Below are 21,288 nucleotides of genomic sequence, written 5' to 3'. Positions count from 1 at the left end.
GAAGAGGATGCCCAATGCTGTTACGACAGCACCAAATCAGTGGACCTCTCTCCGTGGCGTGCTTTTTTTCAAAATTCTCTCCCGCAAACACGCCTTTGTCAGCACGGTGCGATGCTCGTTGATACGACATCGATATCGAAGCCGAAAGGCTCGAGGGCATCCTCCAACCGGGCCCCGCGGGGTCTGATTGTTTATGCCTACGAGCACGCCGCACGGCGAAAGACGGGTGGACGGAATGGAGGCGCCCGTGATCCGGAGGATTGGACGGATATTTACCCGAAGACCACGGTCACTAGATAGACCATATTCCATTCTCCGGCTTTGCCGCCAAGTGGCACGAGATCTATCCGGCCAACAGCGCAGTGAGCACCTTATCAATATAGGGTTTCATGCAATTTCTCATTTCAGTTGCCTGTTCCGCGCTGATCTTAGAGGCGGCATCGGCAAATCCTTCCACCTCTTTTTTGGATAAGGTCACAGAACCTTTGACACCCGATCCTAAAATGCTCCGGAGTTGAAGGGATCCCGCTCCCGTTGCTTGAATATCCAGCGATGACCCTGAGGTCACGCATGCAGCTCGAAGAAACGCTATTGCTTGGTCGACCTTTTTTTTCGCTTGGCTGCGCACTAAGCATTGGAGACGCAAGCACAAGAATTAACACAACAAGATTGCGCATGATTCTCCTTTTACTTTACCAAGCCCTTACCCAACACATACGCCACACCTTTAGTGTTGAGGGAAAATGAGTCCCCCCCATCGTAACCAAGATCATTTGACCTCGCGATACCTGCATAATGCCTTATTTTTGCCACATGCAATTGCGTCGCCTTTGATAGTTCAATGTACTTTGTGTGTCCGGTCTTCTCAGCAACAGCAGCCATAAAACGATCAAACTCATCGAGCAAAAAATAATACCCATTTGTGCCGATAGTCATTTGATCCGGCCCAACGACTGCGCCCCCGGTCAACATGACAGTCAATATCTTGTCGATATACGGCTTCATGCAGTTTCTCATTTCCGTTGCTTGTGCCGCGCTAACTTGCGATGCCGCATCAGCAAGCCCTTCAACCTCGCGCTTAGAAAGCTGAACAGAGCCTTGGATGCCTGATGGTAACGTGCCACGCAATTGCAAAGCACCATTGCCAGACCCATTGATCTCAAGCGTAGAACCTGAAGTCACACAAGCGGATCTCAAAAAGGCGATCGCTTGTTCGACTTTTGTTGCGTCTTGAGCGTGAGCGATCGAAGCGAAAAAAGAATAAAGAACCAGGGTAATAGGCCTGAAATTCATATCACCTCCATCATCAACTCTGCCCGAATATGCAAAGTGAAGCAAGAAAATTGACGGGTCTTAGTGACGTCCGGCGGATCTACGTTTCCACTGACCACTGAGTCTGAAGCGCTATGCGCCCGCCGCGATCGAGTGAGGGCGGAGGCAGCCACCCAGTTCCCTGCAGCGAAGCGGCAGCAACTCAACGATGCGCGACAACGGATGGCTACGGACATGCCAGTAACGGGCGCGAACGCATGGTGGAGAGCTGCCTACGGAGCGAAGAAGTCCATACAGCTGGGCGACCGAACAGCGCTGTGATGGTCGCGAGTTGAAGTTCAGCTGCGCTCCACCCCATGCGTCCATCCCGGCATGTTGACGTAGTACCGCACGGCCCGCCCCATGCCGACGGACCACATCTGCCCGGCCTCGACCATTGCGGCGAGATCACGCGTCGCCGTCGGCTTCGACGCCTTGGTGATCTTCATGTATTTCTCGGCGTTCATGCCGCCGTCGAAGCCTCCGTCGCCATCGTCCAGCAGCCGTTGCAGGACCATGCGTTGCCTGTCGTTGACGCGCGCGCCATGCTGGTCCCAGAAGCGCCGCTTGGCGATCGCCTGGTCGATGACCGTGCTCGTATGCCGGCACGCGGCCGAGAATTGCCTGGCCAGCCATTGCACCCAGGCAGACACATCGACATCGCCGCGCTGTGCCAGGTTGAGCGAATCGTAGTAGTCCTTCCGGGATGACAGCAGTTGACGAGACAGGCTATAGAGCCGCACCGGTTTGCGCTGGTGCTGGGCGATGGCCATGTCCATGATGGCCCTGCCGATGCGGCCATTGCCGTCCTCGAACGGATGGATGCTTTCGAACCACAGGTGCGCGATCGCGGCCCGTGCCACGCCATCGACTTTCCCGCCAGCGGTCGGCGCCGTGTCGGCGAACCAGACCAGGAAGCGATCCATTTCCGCGCGCACCGTGTGCGAGGGAGGCGCCACGTAGTAGATCGTCTCCCTGCCCAGCTTGCCGCCCACGATTTGCATCGGCTCTTCGTCATCCCGGTACCGCCCAACCGCGATCCGCTGGATCCCGGAGGTACCGCCCGGGAACAAGGCCGATTGCCAGCGACAGAGCCGGTCCTCGTCCAGCGGAAGCTCGAACCAGGTGGTCGCGTCGTTGATCACCTCGACGAGGCCGTCCACATGGCGGTTCGATGGCCCTGCGGATTCCATGCCCAGCCGGCGCATCACCGAGGACTTGACGGCATCTGCAGACAGTGCCTCGCCCTCGATGGCGGCCGTCGCGATCACTTCGCCCGAAAAGACTTCCAGCGCGACGTCGCTGGTGTTCCCCAGCCCCAGCGCTGCGGCCTTGCCCTCGATCTCGCCGAGCATGCGGTGTGCATCGGTCAGGTCCTGGCCCACGGTGGCCATGTCGAAATGGAGGTCAGGCCAGCCCGGCTTCTGCCATATATAGGGGGTGCGCTTGGGGCTCATGAGCCGATAGTACGTCAATTCGGCTCATGATATGAGCCGTAAATTTGGCATTGCGGCTCAGGCACCAATCCGCGCCCCCTCGCCTCACCGCTGCGTCTTGTCCTTCGCGTTCTGTGCCTCGATGCGTTCCCGCGCCGCCATCCAGTCCGCATCGCTCCACTGGCGCAGTTCGTAGAAATTGCCGCCGGTCGCCGCGGCCTGCCCGCCGTCCATCATGATCGACTGCCCGGTGAGCCAGTCGCATTGGCCCGGCGCCATGAGGAAGGCCGCGAGGTTCTGCAACTCGCTCATTTCGCCGACGCGGCCCATCGGGTTGGTCTTCTTGCTGCGCGCGCCGGGCTCCTCACCGGGGTTCAGGCGCTTGCTCATGCCTTCGGTCGGGATCTCGCCGGGGCCCACCGCGTTGAGGCGGATGCCGAAGCGCGCCCATTCCAGCGCCAGCGACTTGGTCATGACTTCGATGCCGGCCTTGCTCATGGCCGAGGGCACGACGTAGGGACTGCCGTTGTCGACCCAGGTGACGATGATGCTCATCACGCTGCGGAACGGGCTGCCCGGCTTCCACTCGCCCGACTTGGCCTGCGCCACCCAGCGCTTGCCCACCGCCTGCGTGACGTAGAAGCTGCCGTGGAACACGATGTTGGCCACCGCATCGAAGGCGCGTGGCGAGAGCGCCTCGGTCGGCGAGACGAAGTTGCCGGCCGCGTTGTTGATCAGCCCGGTGAGGCCGCCACTGGCGAACAGCGACTCGACCATCTCGTCCACGGCCTGCGCATTGCGGATGTCGACGCCAAAGGTGTCGATGCGCCGCTCCGGGAACTGCTTGCGCCATTCGGCCGCCGTCTCCTCCACCACCGACTGGCGCCGGCCGCAGATGGCCACGTCCGCGCCGAGGCTCAGGAAGCGCTCGGCCATCGATTTGCCGAGCCCGGTGCCGCCGCCGGTCACGAGGATGCGCTGGCCGGTCATGAGGGTGGGTTGGAACATGGTTGCTGTCTCCTTCTGTTGTTGCAGTGGTTGATCGATCAAACAATCAAAAAAGGTATGAAGATTTCGTAGCGAGGGCGCCTGCCGGGAGGTCGGTTCGCGGAGCGGAACCGTACACCCGTACGGTGAGCACCGCAGGCCCGAGATCGGTGGCCGCAGTAGAAAGCTTCATGCCCTTTTTCAATCGGGGACGAAGTTGGCCTTGAACTTGACCTCGTCTTCGGCCAATTCGAGCGTGACCAGCTGCCCCATCTTGCCGTCCGACAGGCGGCACGCGGCAAACAGGCTGTACTTGCCCTTGAGGTAGTAGCTCGGCAGGTCGATCAGCGCGTACGGATGCGGCACGAAGACCTGGTGCGCGAACACCGTGCGGTGCACGTTGCGCGGCGACGGAAAGAGCTTGTAGTCGGCGGTGTCGAAAGATCTGGCGACGGCCATGGCGGGTTCCCTGTGTTCCTGTGTATGGCTGACCGCGGCTCAGCCTTGGCGGAACTGCTTGCGCAAGAGTGCGCGATGTCGGGCGATGTGCGCCATCTGCGGCTCCGCGATGGTGCCGCCCAAGTCGACGCCGTCGCCGTTGAGCACGTCGTTGGCATAGGCCATGGCGCGATTCACCACCTCGGCCTCGCTCACGCCTTGCTGCGCGGCCAAGTCGAGCGCGACGCGCTTCATCGCGCGCTGGGAGAGCAACCACATCGCGCCGAAGGCATCCCATGCGGCAGCCGCTTCCTTGAACTTGTCGCGCTCAGCGAGGATTTCGTTGAGCGGTTTGGCGAGCAGGTCGTTCAGTGCGTCGAGTTGCTCGGCCATGGCTTCGGATTGCGCCTGCGCGGCCAGCAGGGCGTCGCCGGCGTCCGCGATGGGGGCGCCGGCCGTGGATGGCTTGTCGGATAGAGGCATGGGTTGCTGGAGAGGCCTGGATGGAACATCGGCCGATCAGCAATTGTGGCGCGGCGCCGCAACGGCGCGCCGCTTTCGCGAAAGCCCGGCCTACTTGGGCTGGGCCCTGAACGTGGTCGGCGTGCCGAAGCAAGTCTGGCGGGCGCCGCAGCGAGACATGTCTTCGCCAGTGCCATTGCGCATGCAAGGCGCCAATGAACAGGCCGCGGGGCGCGGCTAGCGAGCCACAGTCACCAGCCAATCCAGTAGATCAGGCCGACGGTCAGGAAGGGCGCAAGCAACAGGACGAGGGATTTCAGCATCGGCAACTCGGGTTATTTGTAACGAGATTATTATCTATTCGTTACAAATATCAATCACCGTGAAAGCTGAGGTTTTTATCTACCCTGAAGCAACTGCCGATAGGCCGCGCGTGTGGCCGGCGCCACCGATTCGAGCGCGAGCTGGTAGGAGGTCTGGTGCCTGGCCATCATTCGCGCCGAGGCGACGATCTTCGACTTGCAGAACCAATGGCAGGTGTGCTGCATCAGGAACAGCTCCGCGGACATCATGAAGGCCTTGGCCTTGGGCGGCTGATCGAGCGTGTTGGCCGCGGCATCGGCGATGCCTTGGGCGTGGATGGCAAAGGCCTTGCGCACGTCGAAGGTGGCGGCGGGGAACAGCGTGTTGGCCAGCGGCAAGGCCAGCGGAATCTTGCTGACCCGGGCGTCCGCATCGTCGACGCGCGCAAAGCCGGCGGCAAAGCGGGTGAACTGCGCGGAGAGGTCCTGCTCGGTGGTGGTCAGCATGCTCCAGATCTGGGCGCGACGCTCCGCGTCGGGCTCGCCGAGGCAACGCATGTAGCCGTCGGTCAGCTTCTCCATGAGCTTCTCGATCTCGTAGTTGCCGAGGTGGCTGCCGAGCAGCGCGATGCGGCGGCGCTGGTCGCGCGACTTGAGGACGAAGGCGACGCCGCAGAGGAGTACGAGGAGGAGGATGGTTTCCATGCTTAGGCTTTGCCTCTTTTCGCGATCCTGGCGGGCTGTATCAACGATGGCGCCGTCACGCTCAATTGCCGAAGCTCTCGGCGCAGTTCCTTTTCCAACTCCTGCTCAGTCGGCAAGTGCAATTGGTAGCGGCTCGTGAAGATGTTGCGCTCCTGCTGCTCGCCCAAGGTGTATCGCACGACCGCGTCGTTCTTGTCGGGGCAAAGTATCAAGCCCAAAGTCGGGTTGTCCCCTGCGGTTCTTCGCTCTCGGTCGTAGAAGTTGACATAGAACTGGATCTGGCCGAGGTCTCCATGCGCGAGCTTTCCCACTTTGAGGTCGATCAGCACGTAGCATTTCAAGACCGTGTGATAGAAAACCAGGTCGATATAGAAGTGATCGCCGTCGACGGTGATGCGCTCCTGTCGCGAGACAAACGCAAAGCCTTTGCCGAGTTCCAGCAGGAAAGTCTGCAAGTTGTCGATGAGCGCTTGCTCCAGCGTGGACTCCACCAGGCGGGGAGATTCCGGCAGTCCGAGGAACTCGATCACGAGCGGATCTTTCAGGGCATCGAGCGGTTGCATCACCTCGTGTCCATGCGTTGCGAGGCGCATCAGGCCCTTCTTGTCCTTGCTTTTGCCCAGGCGGTCATAAAGCAAGGTGGCCATCTGCCGCGACAGTTCGCGGACTGACCATGAATTGCGGATGGTCTCGATCTCGTAGAAGGCACGTGCCTCGACTCGCCCTGCACGCAAGAGTTGGCGGTAGTGGCTCCATGACAGCGTGGGATGAAGCAAGCCTGGCTGCCATTCGCCCTCCTCATCCGATTTCCGAGACGGTGTCTCGGAATTTGAGTCAGCGAGCAAAACCGGAACGACAGAGGAAATCCGAGACGCCGTCACGGAAATCAGCCGCGGATAGTCGACATAGAACTGCCGGAACGCCTCCAGGTTATCAACCGAATAGCCGCGCCCGAACTCCAGGTTCAATCTCGTCGACAGATCGGACAGGATCTTCGCGCCATAGCCGGCACGGAGATTCCCCTTCTGCTCCTCTTCAACAATCTCCCGCCCGATCAGCCAGTTGGCTGCGACTTGCGAGGTGTTAACCGTCCGCGCCACACTGGCGCGCGCAACGTCAAGGATCTCCCGCACCCGCGCGTAAAGCGGGGCAGCGGTTGCGATGGCTTTCTTTTGGGATGGGGTACGGCTGAGGCGGGTTGCCAATCTTGTTCTCTCGGTGGCTGCGCGCGATTATCGGGTCAGGGGCTGGTGCAGACCACGCCCGCTCACCACCTTCCCACCCCGCAGCGCTGGCAAATCCAGCACACGAATACCTCCGTACTCCACCCGCAGCGCGCCTTGCGTCTCCAGCGTACGCAGCGCCTGGTTCACGCGCTGGCGCGACAGGCCGATGAGGTACGCCAACTCCTGCTGCGTGATGCGCAGCAACTGGCCCACGCCGGGGAACAGCACCGGGTTGAACAATGCCGCCAGGTTGCGGGCCACGCGCGCATCGGGGTCGTTGAGCCGGTCGGCCTCGCGCGCCGCGATGAACTGGCCGAGCCGCTCGTTGAGCTGGTTCATGACGAAGCGGTTGAAACCGATCGAATGGTCCAGCAGCCAGTGGAAGTCGTCGACCGGCAGGCCGGCGACAAGGCTGCGGCGCAGGGCCTGGATGTTGTAGCGATAAGGCTCGCGCTTGAGCGCCGTGCCTTCGCCAAACCAGCCGCCGGGCGGCAGGCCGCTGTAGGTAAGCGAGGTGCCGTCGGCGTTGTCGTTGCTCATCTTGAGCAGGCCCTCGACCACGCCGAACCAGAAGGTCGGTGCGCGGCCAATGCGGCAGACCAGGTCGCCGGGGTCGGCCTCGGCGACGGCGATGGCGGACTCGGCGCGCTTGCGCTCGGCGGCCGATAGCGTGTGCAGCCAGGGAATGTTGGCCAGTTCGTCGGCGGTGGCCGGACGGGCGCGGTCGCGGATGGAGGCGCCAGCGGGGGAGGTCATCGGTTCGGCACGGAAGTCATGAGGCCCCCACGCTCGGCACTGTCGCGTCCTCGCAGCTCCCCGAGGGGATGTGAGCCTGCTTGAAGCGATCCGGCGCTGAATCCTTGAGCCCCCACGCTCGGCACTTCGTGTCCTCGCTACCCCCCGAGGGGGCGCGAGCTTGCTTGAAGCGGTTCAGCGCTGCGCTCATCGGGAAACTCCGGGGAGTAGTGTCCCTAGGATTGTCGTTGGAACGACAAGCCGGCGTCAAAGTGCGGCCTACGATCCGGCGCAACGTGACCCTCCCTCCCCTCCCCGCCGACACCTTTCCACGCCTGCTGGCCGCGCATGCGGCACGGCAACCGGACGCGCCTGCCGTTCGCGAAAAGGACCTGGGGATCTGGCAGACCTGGGCCTGGTCCGGCGTGGCCAAGGAGGTGCGCGAGATCGCCTGCGGGCTGGCAAGCCTGGGCTTCCGGCCTTTCGGCAACCTGGCCATCGTCGGCGCCAACCGGCCGCATCTGTACATGGCCGTCATCGCGGCGCAAAGCCTGCGCGGCGTGCCGGTGCCGCTGTACCAGGATGCGGTGGCAGGCGAGATGGTGTTCATGCTGCAGGACGCGTCCATCGACTTCGTCATCGCGGAAGACCAGGAGCAGGTCGACAAGCTGCTCGAATGCCGCGACCTGCTGACGGCGGACGGACACCAGGGCCTGCGCCACATCATCTACGACGATCCGAAAGGCCTGCGCCACTACGACCAGCCTGGCGTGATCAGCTACGACCAGTTGCGCGAACTCGGCCGCGCCTTCGATGCCGCGGACGGCGGCCATTTCGACGCGGGCGTGGCAAGCGGCGTGGCCTCCGACGTGGCCGTGATCCTCTACACCTCCGGCACCACCGGCCGGCCCAAGGGCGTGTGCCAGACGCATGCGAGCTTCATCGCGGCGGGGCATGGCGGCGTGGTCACCGACAAGCTCGGCCCCGGCGACAACATCATGAGCTACCTGCCGATGGCCTGGGTCGGCGACCATCTGTTCTCGGTGGCGCAATGGCTGGTCGGCGGCTTCACGCTCAACTGCCCCGAGTCGGCCGAGACGGTGATGAACGACATGCGCGAGATCGGCCCGAGCTACTACTTCGGGCCACCGCGCACCTTCGAGGGGCTGCTTACCGCCGTGTCGATCCGCATGGAAGACGCAGCTGCTCCCAAGCGCTGGCTGTATGCGAAGTTCATGGCGCTGGCGCAGCGCGTGGGCGCGGACATCCTCAACGGCGCGCCGGTGGGCTTTGGCGATCGCTTCATGTACGGCATCGGCAACGCGCTGGTCTACGGGCCGCTGCGCAACGTGCTGGGCATGAGCCGCATTCGCGTGGCCTACACCGCGGGCGCGGCGATCGGGCCGGACCTGTTCCGCTTCTATCGCTCGATCGGCGTCAACCTCAAGCAGTTCTATGGGCAGACCGAGACCTGCGCGTATGTCTGCCTGCAGCAGGATGGCAAGGTGAAGCTGCAGACCGTGGGCACCGCGGCGCCCGGCATGGAACTGCGCATCGCGGACAACGGCGAGGTACTGGTGCGTGGCGTGTCGGTGCTCAAGGAGTACTACAAGCGGCCCGATGCGACGGCCGAAGTGCTCGACGTCGACGGCTACTTCCACACCGGCGATGCGGGCGTGCTCGATGCTGAAGGTCACCTGCGGATCATCGACCGCGCGAAGGACGTGGGCCGCATGAAGACCGGCGCGATCTTTGCGCCCAACTACATCGAGAACAAGCTCAAGTTCTTTCCGCAGATCAAGGAAGCGGTGTGCTTCGGCAACGGGCGCGACGAGGTTTGCGCGTTCATCAACATCGACTTCGAGGCCGTGGGCAACTGGGCCGAGCGGCGTGGACTGCCCTATGGCGGGTACGTCGACCTGGCCGGCAAGCCCGAGGTACTGGCGCTGATCGCCGAGTGCGTCAGCAAGGTCAACGCCGACCTGGCCGCCGAGGAAGGCATGGCCGACACGCAGGTCGCGCGCTTCCTGGTGCTGCACAAGGAACTGGACCCGGATGACGACGAGATGACGCGCACGCGCAAGGTGCGGCGCGGCTTCGTCGCCGAGAAGTACGCGGTGCTGGTGGATGCGCTGTACGGCGGCAAGGCGGAACAGTTCATCGAGACGCAAGTGAAGTTCGAGGATGGGCGTACGGGCGCCGTCAGCGCGACGTTGAAGATTGTCGAAGCCAAGCGCTTCCCGGCAGTGAAGGTGGCGGCATGAACGGTCGGAAAGTCGGCGACGTGATCCTGGATGTGCAGAACATCTCGCTCGGCTTTGGCGGCGTGAAGGCGCTGACGGACATCAGCTTCAACGTGCGCGAGCACGAGGTGCGGGCCATCATCGGGCCGAATGGTGCGGGCAAGAGTTCGATGCTCAACTGCATCAACGGCGTGTACCAGCCGCAGCAAGGGTCGATCACCTTTCGGGGCAAGACCTTCAAGCACATGAACTCGCGGCAGGTGGCGGAGATGGGCGTGGCGCGCACCTTCCAGAACCTGGCGCTGTTCAAGGGGATGAGCGTGCTCGACAACATCATGTCGGGACGCAACCTGAAGATGAAGTGCGGCTTGCTCGCGCAGGCCCTGCGCTGGGGCCCGGCGGAACGCGAGGAGTTGCGGCACCGCGAGTTCGTCGAGCACATCATCGACTTTCTCGAGATCCAGGCGCATCGCAAGACGCCTGTCGGTCGCCTGCCTTATGGATTGCAAAAGCGCGTCGATCTTGGCCGTGCGCTGGCGATGGAGCCGCAGGTGCTGCTGCTCGACGAGCCGATGGCAGGCATGAACGTGGAGGAGAAGCAGGACATGAGCCGCTTCATCCTCGATGTGAACGACGAGTTCGGCGCGACCATCGTGCTGATCGAGCATGACATGGGGGTGGTGATGGACATCAGCGATCGCGTCGTCGTGCTGGACTATGGCAAGAAGATCGGGGATGGGACGCCGGATGAAGTGCGGGCGAATCCCGAGGTGATTCGGGCTTACCTGGGGACGGAGCATTGATGACGACACATCGCGACCGCTCTGCTTCTTGGTCCCTCTCCCGCACGCGGGAGAGGGCTGGGGTGAGGGTACTGGGCCTTCGCAACGCCCACGACTTTTCCACCGCACGGCACCCTCACCCCAACCCTCTCCCGCATGCGGGAGAGGGAGCAATGCAAAGACGCTGACATGGGGTTCTTTCTCGAAACATTGTTCGGCGGCCTCATGGCCGGCATGCTCTACGCCCTCGTCGCGCTCGGCTTCGTGCTGATCTTCAAGGCCTCCGGCGTGTTCAACTTCGCGCAGGGCGCGATGGTGCTGTTCGCGGCCCTGGCGATGGCACGCTTCGCCGAGTGGATCCCGCAGTGGCTCGGCTTCCAGAGCGCCCTCCTCGCCAACCTGCTGGCCTTCGTCGCCGCGGCGCTTTGCATGGTCGTCGTGGCCTGGCTGGTCGAGCGGTTGGCGTTGCGCCGCCTCGTGAATCAAGAAGGCATCACGCTCCTGATGGCCACGCTGGGCATTGCCAACATCCTCGACAGCGCGGGCCAGTTGCTGTTCGGCAGCGCCACCTACAAGATCGACATCGGCATGCCGAAGGACCCGATGATCGTGCTGGAGAACGTGTTCCAGGGCGGCCTGCTGCTGAGCAAGGAAGACCTCTATGCGGCCGTGCTCGCCGCGGCGCTGGTGACGATGCTCACGCTGTTCTTCCAGAAGACCGCGACTGGCCGCGCATTGCGTGCTGTCGCCGATGACCACCAGGCCGCGCAGTCCGTCGGCATTCCGCTGGCGCGCATCTGGGTCATCGTGTGGTCGATCGGCGGCTTCGTGGCGCTCGTCGCGGGCGTGATCTGGGGCAGCAAGCTGGGCGTGCAGTACTCGATCTCGCTGGTGGCGCTGAAAGCGTTTCCGGTGGTGATCCTGGGTGGCTTGACCTCGGTGCCTGGCGCGATCCTGGGCGGGCTGATCATCGGTGTGGGGGAGAAGTTGTCGGAGATCTATCTCGGCCCGTATCTCGGTGGCGGCATCGAGAACTGGTTTGCGTATGTGCTCGCGCTGGCCGTGTTGCTGGTTCGCCCGCAGGGTTTGTTCGGCGACAAGATCATCGACCGGGTATGAACATGAAGCGCACGTCCAGTTTTTGCGCACTTCGCGTCGCTTCGCCAACCGCGTCGCAGCGGGCAGACACCGCGGCCAAGCCGACCCACTTCCGCACCGCGCCTGGCATCGTTCACTTCCAGCAGGCGAAGGGACGCTGAATGTTCTATAGAGAAAACGGCCAATTCAAGAGCAGCTACAGCGCAGACCTCGCGCTGTTCCCCGTCGCGCAGGACCGCTGGGCCATGCTCGCACTCGCGGCCATCGCTTTCATCGCGCTGCCGATGTTCGCCAGCGACTATGCCTTCCGCGCGATCTTCATCCCCTTCCTGATCCTCTCGCTCGCGGCCATCGGGCTCAACATCCTCGTCGGCTACTGCGGTCAGATCTCGCTGGGCACCGGCGCCTTCATGGCCGTGGGCGCGTATGCGGCCTACAACCTGCAGGTGCGCATCGACGGCATGCCGCTGCTCGTCGCGCTCATCGGCGGCGGCTTGTGCGCGACGGTGTTCGGCGTGCTGTTCGGCATCCCGAGCCTGCGGATTCGCGGGCTGTATCTTGCGGTCGCGACACTGGCCGCGCAGTTCTTCGTCGACTGGTTCACCAACCGCGTGAAGTGGGTGACCAACGATTCCTCGTCGGGCTCGGTCAGCGTGCGCACCTTGCAGATGCTGGGCTTCGAGTTCACGACGCCGATGCAGAAGTACCTGCTGTGCCTCACGCTGGTCGTCGTCTTCGGGCTGCTGGCCAAGAACCTCGTGCGCGGCGCCATCGGTCGCGAATGGATGGCGATGCGCGACATGGACGTGGCAGCGGCAGTCATCGGCATCCGGCCGGTGTATGCCAAGTTGTCGGCCTTTGCGGTGAGCAGCTTCATCGTCGGCGTGGCGGGGGCGCTGTGGGGCTTCGTGCATCTGGGTGCGTGGGAGCCTTCGGCTTTCAGCATCGACAAGTCGCTGCAGCTGCTGTTCATGATCATCATTGGCGGGCTGGGTTCGATCGCGGGCAGCTTCTTCGGCGCGGCCTTCGTGGTGCTGCTGCCGCTGTTCCTCAACTACGTTCCGCACTGGCTGGGGCTGTCGATCTCCACGGGCACTGCATCGCACCTGGAGCACATGATCTTCGGCGCGCTGATCGTGTTCTTCCTCATCGTCGAGCCGCATGGGCTTGCGCGTCTGTGGTCGACCGCAAGGCAGAAGCTTCGCCTGTGGCCCTTCCCGCACTGATTTCACTCACACGTTCCGCATTTCAATCAAGAAGGAGACAAGCATGCAACTCAGGAATCTCGCCCGCGCTGCCGCACTCGCCGCTGCCGGGTTGTCGATGGTCACAGCCAGCACGCTCGCGCAGGCCCAAGCCGCCGAGCAGTTCATTCCGCTGCTGGTCTACCGCACCGGCCAGTTCGCGCCGCTGGGCATTCCATGGGCCGATGGCAAGCAGGACTACCTCAAGCTCATCAACGCGCGCGACGGCGGCGTCAACGGCGTGAAGCTCGCGTACGAGGAATGCGAAACGGCCTATGACGCGGCCAAGGGCGTGGAGTGCTACGAGCGCCTGAAGGGCAAGGGCTCGGGCGCCTCGGGCTTCGACACGCAATCCACCGGCATCACCTTCGCCGTCACCGACAAGGCCTTCGTCGACAAGGTGTCGGTAGAGACGGCCGGCTATGGCTTGTCGCAGTCGGTCGACGGCACGGTGTTCGAGTGGAACTTCCCGCTGATGGGCACCTACTGGACCGCCACCGACGTGATGTTGCAGGACATCGCGAAGAAGGAAAAGGGCAGCCTCAAGGGCAAGAAGATCGCGCTCGTGTACCACGACTCGCCCTATGGCAAGGAGCCGATCCCGCTGCTGCAGAAACGTGCCGCGGCCGAGGGCTTCGAGGTGCAGCTCTACCCCGTCACGCCGCCCGGTGTCGAGCAGAAGTCGACCTGGCTGCAGATCCGCCAGGCCAAGCCTGACTACGTGCTGTTCTGGTCCGCAGGCGTGATGACGCCGGCCGGCATCCGTGAGGCGCAGGCCAGCGGCTATCCGCGCGACAAGATCTACGGCATCTGGTGGGCCGGCTCCGACCATGACGTGAAGGATATCGGCGACGGCGCCAAGGGCTACAACGCCATCACGCTGCAGAACAGCGCAGCCAAGGACAAGGTGCTCGACGACATCAAGAAGTTCGTCTACGACAAGGGCCAGGGCACCGGCCAGGCCAATGGCGTCGGCAGCATCGCCTACAACCGCGGCATCATGATCTCCATGCTGCAGGTGGAGGCCATCCGCGCAGCGCAGGAGAAGTACGGCAAGGGCAAGGCACTCACGTCCGAGCAGGTGCGCTGGGGCTTCGAGAACCTGGACCTGACGGCCGACAAGCTCAAGGCGCTGGGCTTCGGCGAAATGATGCGACCGGTGAAGACATCGTGCGCCAACCACATGGGCAACGACTGGGCCAAGATCATCCAGTGGGACGGCGGCAAGTGGAACATCACCTCCGACTGGTACCAGTCCGACAAGACGCACATCAACGCGCTGGTGAAGGAGTTCGCGGAGAAGTACGCGAAGGACAAGAACGTCAAGGCGCGCACCTGCTGAACATGTCCGACAGCAAGCCCTTCCTCGATGTCAACGGCATCGAGGTCATCTACAACCACGTGATCCTCGTGCTGAAGGGCGTGTCGCTGGTCGTGCCCGAGGGCGGGATCGTGGCGCTGCTCGGCGGCAACGGCGCGGGCAAGACGACCACGCTGCGCGCCGTGAGCAACCTGCTCGCGGGCGAGCGTGGCGCGGTGACCAAGGGCACGATCGAGCTGCGCGGCGAGCGCATCGAGGCGCTGTCGCCGGCGGAACTGGTGCGGCGCGGGCTGGTGCAGGTGATGGAGGGGCGGCACTGCTTCGCGCACCTGACCATCGAGGAGAACCTGATGACCGGCGCCTACACGCGCAGCGATGGCAAGGCCGCCATCGCTGCGACGCTGGAGAAGGTCTATGCGTACTTCCCGCGGCTGAAGACCCGGCGCACGTCGCAGGCAGCCTACACCTCGGGTGGCGAGCAGCAGATGTGCGCCATCGGCCGCGCGCTGATGGCCAATCCGAGCATGGTGCTGCTGGACGAGCCCTCGATGGGCCTCGCGCCGCAGATCGTCGACGAGGTCTTTGGCATCGTGAAGGACCTGAACGACAAGGAGCGCGTGACCTTCCTGCTCGCCGAGCAGAACACCAACATGGCGCTGCGCTACGCCGACTACGGCTACATCCTGGAAAGCGGCCGCATCGTCATGGACGGCAAGGCCAGCGACCTGGCGAACAACGAGGACGTCAAGGAGTTCTACCTCGGCGTCGGCGGTGCGGAGCGCAAGAGCTTTCGCGATGTGAAGAGCTACAAGAGACGCAAGCGCTGGCTGGCCTGACTCTCATCAGCCCCTGAGGCGACACACACCATGTCCGAACACTACGACGCACTGGAGTTGCGCGACCCTGCGCAACGTGAAGCCGATTTGCTCATGGCCTTGCCGCGCCAGGTCGCGCATGCGCAAGCCGCGGCGCCTGCCTTCGCGGAGATCCTGCGCGGCGTCGATGCCAGCGTGGTGCGCAGCCGCGAGGCCTTGGCGAAACTGCCGGTCACGCGCAAGTCCGAACTGCTGGAGCGCCAGAAGGCCCAGCGTGAGCACGATCCGCTCGGCGGCTTCGGCGCGATCGCGCGCGGGCCGTCGATGCGGCGCGTGTTCGCGAGCCCCGGCACCATCTACGAGCCCGAAGGCGTCGCGCCCGACTACTGGCGCACGGCGCGCTCGCTCCATGCCGCGGGCTTCAGGAGCGGCGAGCTGATCCACAACAGCTTCAGCTACCACATGACCCCGGCCGGCGCGATCCTCGAAAGTGGCGCGCATGCCTTGGGCTGCACCGTGTTCCCTGGCGGCACCGGCCAGACCGAGCAACAACTGGAAGCCATGGCCGAACTCAAGCCCGACGGTTATGTCGGCACGCCCAGCTTCCTCAAGATACTGGTCGAGAAGGCCGAAGCAATCGACCTCAAGCTGCCGAGCCTGACCAAGGCGCTGGTCTCCGGCGAGGCCTTTCCGCCAAGCCTGCGCGACTGGCTGGCCGAGCGCGGCATCAGCGCCGTGCAGAGCTATGCGACCGCGGACCTCGGACTCATTGCCTACGAAACTTCCGCGCATGAAGGGCTGGTGCTCGACGAAGGCGTCATGGTGGAGATCGTGCGGCCCGGTACGGGTGACCCGGTACCCGATGGCGAGGTCGGCGAAGTGGTCGTGACGACCTTCAACCGCGACTATCCGTTGGTGCGCTTCGGCACCGGTGACCTGTCGGCCGTGCTGGCCGGCCAATGCCCGACCGGACGGACCAACACGCGCATCAAGGGCTGGCTCGGCCGCGCCGACCAGACGACGAAGGTGCGCGGGATGTTTGTCCATCCGGGGCAGGTGGCGGAAGTGGTGAAGCGCTTTCCGGAGATCGTGCGCGCGCGGCTGGTGGTGGAGGGGGAGATGGCGCAGGATCGGATGACGCTGCGTGTAGAGGCACCGGCAAACGAAGGCCTCGCCGAGCGCGTTGGCGAAGCTGTGCGCGATGTGACCAAGCTGCGCTGCGATGTGGTCTGCGTCGCAGCGGGGAGCCTGCCGAACGACGGCAAGGTGATCGAGGACGCGCGCAGCTATCGATGAAGTGCGAGCCCGCGCGCGCCGGATGACGGCAGCGGGCGGGATGGTTACGATCCTCGCCTTTCGAAAGGAGCAAGCATGGAAACGCAAGAGCTTCATCGCGGGCGACTTATCGACCACATCCAGTTGGTCGTGCGGGACCTCCCTGCTTCGCAAGCCTTCTACGCGGCGATCTTCGAGGTCCTGGACATTCCCATGGGCGGCACCGGCAATGGCTTCTTCTGGGCGGACGAGCTGTTCGTCTCGACGCCTGACAGCCAAGCCGCCAATGGGGTCTTGACCGGACGCCATCACCTGGCGTTCCAGGCGCAGGACCGGGCGATGGTCGATGCGTTCCACAAGGCGGCGTTGGCGCACGGCGGCAAGGACAACGGCGCGCCTGGCGAGCGTCCCTACCACCCGGGCTACTACGCGGCCTTCGTGCTCGATCCGGACGGCAACAACATCGAGGCCGTGTTCCATGGCGAGGCCAAGCGCAGCGCGCGGTCGGTGCACATTACCTTCTGAACGCGGCCGCTTTCCACATGCGCTTGACCGGCACGCTGAGAACATGGAAGGACGACCGGGGCTTTGGCTTCATCGCGCCGACGCACGGCGGTGCGGAGTTGTTCGTGCACATCAGTGCCCTGCCGAGGGATGGCTCCCGCCCCACGGCTGGCGAACGGGTGACGTATGAACTGGGGCGAGGCCGGGATGGCAAACCTCAGGCGATCAACGTGGAACGGATTGCCATCGGGCCGCCTGCGGCAAGCACGCGGTCTCGGGAACCCGCGCCCGCGCGCGACGGACCGTCCTGGCTGTCGAGGATCATCACCCTGCTCCTCGTTGTCGGGCTCGCGGCCTTCGCCTTCAACCAATACCAGAAGTACGCGACGGGCTACTCGACGCCTGCCCCTGCCTTCGTCACGTCGCCTGCACAAGTTGCAGAACCCATCGCGCAGAACTTCAGTTGCGACGGCCGCAAGTACTGCTCGCAGATGCACTCCTGCACGGAGGCCAGGTACTTCCTGAAGAACTGCCCGGGCACCCAGATGGACGGCAACCACGACGGCGTTCCTTGCGAGCAGCAGTGGTGCACCAGTCCGTTCGCCAAGTAGTCACGGCCGCCGTCCTGTCCTCGATGCCGCCCTTCCGCGCCCTCGTCGCCATCGCGATTTCCATTGCGATCAGTGCCTGCGCGATTCCACCGGCGGCAAGCTGCAAGCCGGGCGAGCAAAGCGCGATCCAGGACACGCTCTACTTCGGAACCGCCAAGCCCAACGGCACCGTCACGGCGGAAGAGTGGGCCAACTTCCTCGCCGCCACCGTCACGCCCCGCTTCCCCCAAGGCCTCACGGTCTCGCATGCTTCCGGCCAATGGCGCGGCGCAGACGGATCGATTGTCCAGGAGTCCACCCGCGTCCTGCAGCTTGTGCATCCTAACGACGCACGCAACGAGCAGTCGGTAACCGAGGTCGCAGCCATCTACAAATCCCGCTTTCAACAGGAAGCCGTTCTCCGCGTGCGGACGCGCACGTGTGTCTCGTAAGAGCCGGGATCACAGCAACCCGCATTCCCCCAGTTCCTGTTCCAGCCGCCCCGCTCCAATGAACAGGTACGCCTGCAGCCCAGCCCTCAGCGCCCCTTCGACATTCGCCTCGACGTCATCGATGAACAACACCCGCTCCGGCGGCACACCGAAGCGCTCGATGCTGCGCAAGTAAGCCGCCGCCTCCGGTTTGGTCGCACCCACCATCGCCGATGTGACGATCAACCCACCCTTGAAGTGCCGCCCGATTTCCGGGCAGAGCGTCTCGATGTCCTCCGACAGCATCGGCGAGTTGTTCGTGAGGCCGGCGATCGGGCAGCGTTGCTTCACGCGTTCGACCAGCGCGAGGACCTGCGGGTCGGGCGTCATACCCGCGCGGCGTGCCGCCAGCCAATCGTCGCGCGTCACCGGGTGCCCCAGCCGCTCGGAGATCTCGCGCAGGTAGGCGGCCGGATCGACTTCGCCGCGGTCGGAGCGCGTCTCCAGTCCCGATCCCCACACGGCCTCGCGCACGAACGCGGCGGTGTGGCCGGTCAGTGCGCCCAACGCGGCCTGGAACACCGCGCGGTCGTACTGGCACAGCACGCCGTCGATGTCGAACAGGACCAGGTGCGGGCGGTTGCGCATGTCCGACCCATAGCAAATATCAAGCCCCACCGCGCCGGTACGCCCCGGGAGCGCTTCCCGTCCAGCCCTTGAACGCGCGCTGGAACGCCGCGCTGTCGGCAAAGCCGAGTTCAAAGGCCAGCGTCGCCAGCGGGACCGCGCTGGCGTTCAGCCGCACGATCGCGGTGTCGCGCCGCAGCTCGTCCTTCAGGGACTGGAAGGTCGTGCCTTCGCCGGCCAAACGGCGTTGCAGCGTGGAGCTCGACATGTGCAGCGCCTCGGCCGTCGCGACGAGGTCTGGCCATGCCGGCTGCGCATGCTGCAGATGGCCGCGCACGCGCGCACTCAGCAGGTCGTCGCCGCGCCTCGGCACGATGACGTGCGTGCGCGCATCGGCGAGGAAGGCGCGCAGCGCGGCCTCGTCACGCCGCACGGGGCTTTGCAGCAACTTCGCGTCGAACCAGAAGGCCGAGCGGCTGCAATCGAACTGCAGCGGCGCCGGAAAGATCTTGCCGTAGCTGCCCGCGTACGGCGGGCTGGCAAAGGCGAAGTCGAAGCGCACCACAGGCAGTTGGCCACCGACCAGCCAGGCCAGCACGCGCCAGACCACGCGCAGCAGCAACTCGTGCAGGAAGGTCGGATGAGTGACCGTCGAGGGACTGAAGCGAAGCGCCACACCAGCCAACTCGTCATCGTGGACCAGCTCCAGGATCACATCGTCCTGCAGCAAGCGGAAGGTGTTCGCGCAGCGGCGCGTAGCGACTTCAAGTGTCGCTGCGCTGATGGCCGAGCGCGCCATCAACGCCAGGCTGCCCTGCTTCATCGGACGTGAAAGAAAGCCCAGGCATTCGTCGTCGAAGCGCTCGATCAGCAACTGGAACAGCGCCACATACTGCTCCGCCGTCACACGCGCGCTGGGTTCCTGCAGCAGTGCCGGCGCGATGCCCGCTTCTTCAAGCAAAGGGTCTCCGGCCAACCCACGCGCCTGCACGCCGGACACCATGCCCCGGACGAAAGCGATCGGGATCGTGACGGGCGGTCGCAACATCAGGCGCGCATCGGCAAGGTGGTCGGGTTGAGGTCTTTTGCCATCGGATCGATGCAAAGCGCAATCGCTTGCGAGGCCGCCGATTTCTACCATGAGGCCCTACACAACAGGCCGCGGATTTCCCGAAGGCCCGAGGAGACAAGCCACATGTACTTCACCCAAGGACTGCACCGCGCCGTGCAGCAGCACCCCGACCGCATCGCTGTACGCTTCGCCGACCGCGAGCGCACTTTCCGCGAGTTCGCCGACCGCGTTGCACGCCTGGCCGGCGCACTGCAGAAGCTCGGCATGCAGCCCGGCGACCGCGTGGCGATGCTGTCGCTCAACTCCGACCGCTATCTCGAATACCAGATGGCCGTGCTGTGGGGCGGCGGCGTGCTCAACCCCTGCAACATCCGCTGGTCCGCGCCCGAGATCCTCTATTCGCTGAACGACTCGGGCTCGATCATCCTGCTGGTTGACGCCACCTTCGCGCCGCTGGTCGAGCCCTTCCGCCGCGATGCCGCCACGCTGCGCTCCGTCATCTATTGCGGCGATGGCGAAGCCCACGCCAACATGCTCGACTACGAAACCCTCCTGCGCGACGCCACACCAGTCCCCGACGCCGTGCGCCGAGGCGAGGACCTGGCCGGCATCTTCTACACCGGCGGCACCACCGGTTTCCCCAAGGGCGTGATGCTGAGCCACACCAACCTCTGCAGCTCCGGCCTGGCCCTGCGCGCGGAAGGGCTGGCCTCGCCCGGCGGCACCTACCTGCATGCCGCGCCGATGTTCCACCTGGCCGACATGGGCATCTCCACGCCGCACTGGATCGAAGGCAACACGCATTCGATCATCCCGATGTTCAACCCCGAGCAGGTGCTCGACACCATCGAGCGCGACCGCGTCACGCACACGCTGCTGGTGCCGACGATGATCCAGATGCTGGTCGACCATCCGGCCATGCAGAAGACGCGTGACCTGTCGTCCCTGGAGGGCATCGCGTATGGCGCATCGCCGATCTCGGAGGCGGTGCTGGAACGCGCAATGGCCGCGCTGCCGAACGTGGAGTTCACGCAGGCCTACGGCATGACCGAACTGTCGCCGGTGGCCACCGTCAACCCGGCCTGGTACCACACGCCCGAGGCACGCCATCTCGGCAAGCTGCGCTCGGCGGGCCGGGCCAGCCACTGCATGGAAGTGCGCATCGTCGACCCCTTCGGTGACGAGGTGCCGCTGGGCACGGTCGGCGAAGTCGTGGTGCGCGGGCCGAACGTGATGCAGGGCTACTGGAACAAGCCAGAGCTCACCGCTGCCGCATTGCGTGACGGCTGGATGCACACGGGCGATGGCGCGTGGATGGATTCGGACGGCTTCATCTTCATCGCCGATCGGCTGAAGGACATGATCGTCAGCGGTGGCGAGAACGTGTACTCGGCCGAGGTCGAGAACGCCATCGCGCAGCACCCTGCCGTCGCGGCCTGCGCGGTGATCGGCATCCCGAGCGAGAAGTGGGGCGAGTCGGTGCATGCAGTGGTGGTGCGCAAGCCGCAGCAGGAGGTCGAGTGCGAGGCCTTGATCGCGCATTGCAAGACGCTGATCGCGGGCTACAAGTGCCCGCGCAGCGTGGACTTTGTCGAGGCGCTGCCGCTGTCGGGGGCGGGCAAGGTGTTGAAGACCAAATTGCGCGAGCCCTTCTGGCAAGGGCGTGAAAGAGCAGTCGCTTGAA

Annotated in this window: 22 protein-coding genes; 11 read left to right on the top strand and 11 right to left on the bottom strand. The window is 64.2% G+C overall.

Annotation, left to right across the window (positions count from 1 at the left end):
* Positions 1–343: 343 nt before the first annotated feature.
* From WKW82_RS09550 to WKW82_RS09510, 9 genes are all read right to left on the bottom strand, one after another.
* A complete protein-coding gene (locus tag WKW82_RS09550) occupies positions 344–568 on the bottom strand; it encodes a hypothetical protein (protein ID WP_340342047.1) in 225 nt (74 codons plus the stop codon).
* A gap of 119 nt (positions 569–687) precedes the next feature.
* The gene (locus WKW82_RS09545) at positions 688–1,293 is read right to left on the bottom strand and encodes a hypothetical protein (RefSeq protein ID WP_340342046.1); all 606 of its coding nucleotides are present in this window, start codon (positions 1,291–1,293) and stop codon (positions 688–690) included.
* A 317-nt stretch (positions 1,294–1,610) separates the two neighbouring features.
* Positions 1,611–2,768: a Fic family protein gene (locus tag WKW82_RS09540; protein ID WP_340342045.1), complete on the bottom strand. Its 1,158-nt coding sequence runs from the start codon at positions 2,766–2,768 to the stop codon at positions 1,611–1,613.
* A gap of 84 nt (positions 2,769–2,852) precedes the next feature.
* Entirely contained in the window at positions 2,853–3,755 is a 903-nt protein-coding gene (locus tag WKW82_RS09535; RefSeq protein ID WP_340342044.1) for an SDR family oxidoreductase, read from the bottom strand.
* A gap of 180 nt (positions 3,756–3,935) precedes the next feature.
* Complete coding sequence (locus WKW82_RS09530) at positions 3,936–4,193, bottom strand: hypothetical protein (RefSeq protein WP_340342043.1); 258 nt, start codon at positions 4,191–4,193, stop codon at positions 3,936–3,938.
* A gap of 39 nt (positions 4,194–4,232) precedes the next feature.
* Entirely contained in the window at positions 4,233–4,655 is a 423-nt protein-coding gene (locus tag WKW82_RS09525) for a hypothetical protein (protein WP_340342042.1), read from the bottom strand.
* A gap of 377 nt (positions 4,656–5,032) precedes the next feature.
* Positions 5,033–5,641: a hypothetical protein gene (locus WKW82_RS09520; protein WP_340342041.1), complete on the bottom strand. Its 609-nt coding sequence runs from the start codon at positions 5,639–5,641 to the stop codon at positions 5,033–5,035.
* Positions 5,642–5,643: 2 nt separating this feature from the next.
* Positions 5,644–6,846 (bottom strand): PDDEXK nuclease domain-containing protein, encoded by a 1,203-nt coding sequence (locus tag WKW82_RS09515; RefSeq protein WP_340342040.1) that lies wholly within the window; start codon positions 6,844–6,846, stop codon positions 5,644–5,646.
* A gap of 27 nt (positions 6,847–6,873) precedes the next feature.
* Positions 6,874–7,623 carry a Crp/Fnr family transcriptional regulator gene (locus WKW82_RS09510; RefSeq protein WP_340342039.1) on the bottom strand — a complete coding sequence of 250 codons (750 nt, stop codon included), beginning with the start codon at positions 7,621–7,623 and terminating at the stop codon, positions 6,874–6,876.
* A gap of 275 nt (positions 7,624–7,898) precedes the next feature.
* On the opposite strand from WKW82_RS09510, the gene WKW82_RS09505 reads away from it, so the two are divergent.
* The 10 genes from WKW82_RS09505 (at position 7,899) to WKW82_RS09460 (ending at position 17,926) form a co-directional block, all read left to right on the top strand.
* On the top strand, positions 7,899–9,866 hold the full coding sequence (locus WKW82_RS09505) for an AMP-dependent synthetase/ligase (RefSeq protein ID WP_340342038.1): 1,968 nt from the start codon (positions 7,899–7,901) through the stop codon (positions 9,864–9,866).
* Positions 9,863–10,648: an ABC transporter ATP-binding protein gene (locus WKW82_RS09500; protein ID WP_340342037.1), complete on the top strand. Its 786-nt coding sequence runs from the start codon at positions 9,863–9,865 to the stop codon at positions 10,646–10,648. Before WKW82_RS09505 ends, WKW82_RS09500 begins: the two co-directional genes overlap by 4 nt.
* Positions 10,649–10,816: 168 nt before the next feature.
* Positions 10,817–11,746 carry a branched-chain amino acid ABC transporter permease gene (locus WKW82_RS09495; protein WP_340342036.1) on the top strand — a complete coding sequence of 310 codons (930 nt, stop codon included), beginning with the start codon at positions 10,817–10,819 and terminating at the stop codon, positions 11,744–11,746.
* Between the two features lie 140 nt (positions 11,747–11,886).
* Positions 11,887–12,951, top strand: coding sequence for a branched-chain amino acid ABC transporter permease (locus WKW82_RS09490; protein WP_340342035.1), 1,065 nt, complete (start codon positions 11,887–11,889; stop codon positions 12,949–12,951).
* A gap of 43 nt (positions 12,952–12,994) precedes the next feature.
* Positions 12,995–14,311 (top strand): ABC transporter substrate-binding protein, encoded by a 1,317-nt coding sequence (locus WKW82_RS09485; protein ID WP_340342034.1) that lies wholly within the window; start codon positions 12,995–12,997, stop codon positions 14,309–14,311.
* A 2-nt stretch (positions 14,312–14,313) separates the two neighbouring features.
* Positions 14,314–15,126, top strand: coding sequence for an ABC transporter ATP-binding protein (locus tag WKW82_RS09480; RefSeq protein ID WP_340342033.1), 813 nt, complete (start codon positions 14,314–14,316; stop codon positions 15,124–15,126).
* A 30-nt stretch (positions 15,127–15,156) separates the two neighbouring features.
* Positions 15,157–16,401 carry a phenylacetate--CoA ligase family protein gene (locus WKW82_RS09475; protein WP_340342032.1) on the top strand — a complete coding sequence of 415 codons (1,245 nt, stop codon included), beginning with the start codon at positions 15,157–15,159 and terminating at the stop codon, positions 16,399–16,401.
* Between the two features lie 75 nt (positions 16,402–16,476).
* Positions 16,477–16,905, top strand: a complete 429-nt coding sequence (locus WKW82_RS09470; protein ID WP_340342031.1) for a VOC family protein — start codon at positions 16,477–16,479, stop codon at positions 16,903–16,905.
* Between the two features lie 17 nt (positions 16,906–16,922).
* Positions 16,923–17,495, top strand: coding sequence for a cold shock domain-containing protein (locus WKW82_RS09465; protein ID WP_340342030.1), 573 nt, complete (start codon positions 16,923–16,925; stop codon positions 17,493–17,495).
* A gap of 23 nt (positions 17,496–17,518) precedes the next feature.
* A complete protein-coding gene (locus WKW82_RS09460) occupies positions 17,519–17,926 on the top strand; it encodes a DUF3574 domain-containing protein (protein WP_340342029.1) in 408 nt (135 codons plus the stop codon).
* 9 nt (positions 17,927–17,935) lie between these two features.
* Here the strand turns inward: WKW82_RS09460 and WKW82_RS09455 are convergent, their stop codons facing one another.
* Complete coding sequence (locus tag WKW82_RS09455) at positions 17,936–18,553, bottom strand: HAD family hydrolase (protein ID WP_340342028.1); 618 nt, start codon at positions 18,551–18,553, stop codon at positions 17,936–17,938.
* Between the two features lie 19 nt (positions 18,554–18,572).
* Positions 18,573–19,580 (bottom strand): AraC family transcriptional regulator, encoded by a 1,008-nt coding sequence (locus WKW82_RS09450; protein ID WP_340342027.1) that lies wholly within the window; start codon positions 19,578–19,580, stop codon positions 18,573–18,575.
* Positions 19,581–19,727: 147 nt separating this feature from the next.
* On the opposite strand from WKW82_RS09450, the gene WKW82_RS09445 reads away from it, so the two are divergent.
* Positions 19,728–21,287, top strand: a complete 1,560-nt coding sequence (locus tag WKW82_RS09445; RefSeq protein WP_340342026.1) for a long-chain-fatty-acid--CoA ligase — start codon at positions 19,728–19,730, stop codon at positions 21,285–21,287.
* Position 21,288 lies beyond the last annotated feature (1 nt).

Origin of the sequence: Variovorax rhizosphaerae (genome assembly GCF_037889975.1) — a bacterium.
In the GTDB taxonomy this organism is placed as follows: Bacteria; Pseudomonadota; Gammaproteobacteria; order Burkholderiales; family Burkholderiaceae_C; genus Variovorax; species Variovorax rhizosphaerae.
The sequence above is the reverse complement of the archived record's forward strand: the minus strand, read 5'-3'. Positions and strand labels throughout refer to the sequence as shown.

Coding starts and splice junctions, on each gene's coding strand:
- WKW82_RS09530 (WP_340342043.1), bottom strand. CDS start 4,193: ATGGCCGTCGCCAGATCTTTCGACACCGCCGACTACAAGCTCTTTCCG.
- WKW82_RS09500 (WP_340342037.1), top strand. CDS start 9,863: ATGAACGGTCGGAAAGTCGGCGACGTGATCCTGGATGTGCAGAACATC.
- WKW82_RS09465 (WP_340342030.1), top strand. CDS start 16,923: ATGCGCTTGACCGGCACGCTGAGAACATGGAAGGACGACCGGGGCTTT.
- WKW82_RS09460 (WP_340342029.1), top strand. CDS start 17,519: ATGCCGCCCTTCCGCGCCCTCGTCGCCATCGCGATTTCCATTGCGATC.
- WKW82_RS09480 (WP_340342033.1), top strand. CDS start 14,314: ATGTCCGACAGCAAGCCCTTCCTCGATGTCAACGGCATCGAGGTCATC.
- WKW82_RS09470 (WP_340342031.1), top strand. CDS start 16,477: ATGGAAACGCAAGAGCTTCATCGCGGGCGACTTATCGACCACATCCAG.
- WKW82_RS09520 (WP_340342041.1), bottom strand. CDS start 5,641: ATGGAAACCATCCTCCTCCTCGTACTCCTCTGCGGCGTCGCCTTCGTC.
- WKW82_RS09455 (WP_340342028.1), bottom strand. CDS start 18,553: ATGCGCAACCGCCCGCACCTGGTCCTGTTCGACATCGACGGCGTGCTG.
- WKW82_RS09450 (WP_340342027.1), bottom strand. CDS start 19,580: ATGTTGCGACCGCCCGTCACGATCCCGATCGCTTTCGTCCGGGGCATG.
- WKW82_RS09510 (WP_340342039.1), bottom strand. CDS start 7,623: ATGACCTCCCCCGCTGGCGCCTCCATCCGCGACCGCGCCCGTCCGGCC.
- WKW82_RS09540 (WP_340342045.1), bottom strand. CDS start 2,768: ATGAGCCCCAAGCGCACCCCCTATATATGGCAGAAGCCGGGCTGGCCT.
- WKW82_RS09485 (WP_340342034.1), top strand. CDS start 12,995: ATGCAACTCAGGAATCTCGCCCGCGCTGCCGCACTCGCCGCTGCCGGG.
- WKW82_RS09445 (WP_340342026.1), top strand. CDS start 19,728: ATGTACTTCACCCAAGGACTGCACCGCGCCGTGCAGCAGCACCCCGAC.
- WKW82_RS09545 (WP_340342046.1), bottom strand. CDS start 1,293: ATGAATTTCAGGCCTATTACCCTGGTTCTTTATTCTTTTTTCGCTTCG.
- WKW82_RS09495 (WP_340342036.1), top strand. CDS start 10,817: ATGGGGTTCTTTCTCGAAACATTGTTCGGCGGCCTCATGGCCGGCATG.
- WKW82_RS09535 (WP_340342044.1), bottom strand. CDS start 3,755: ATGTTCCAACCCACCCTCATGACCGGCCAGCGCATCCTCGTGACCGGC.
- WKW82_RS09475 (WP_340342032.1), top strand. CDS start 15,157: ATGTCCGAACACTACGACGCACTGGAGTTGCGCGACCCTGCGCAACGT.
- WKW82_RS09490 (WP_340342035.1), top strand. CDS start 11,887: ATGTTCTATAGAGAAAACGGCCAATTCAAGAGCAGCTACAGCGCAGAC.
- WKW82_RS09525 (WP_340342042.1), bottom strand. CDS start 4,655: ATGCCTCTATCCGACAAGCCATCCACGGCCGGCGCCCCCATCGCGGAC.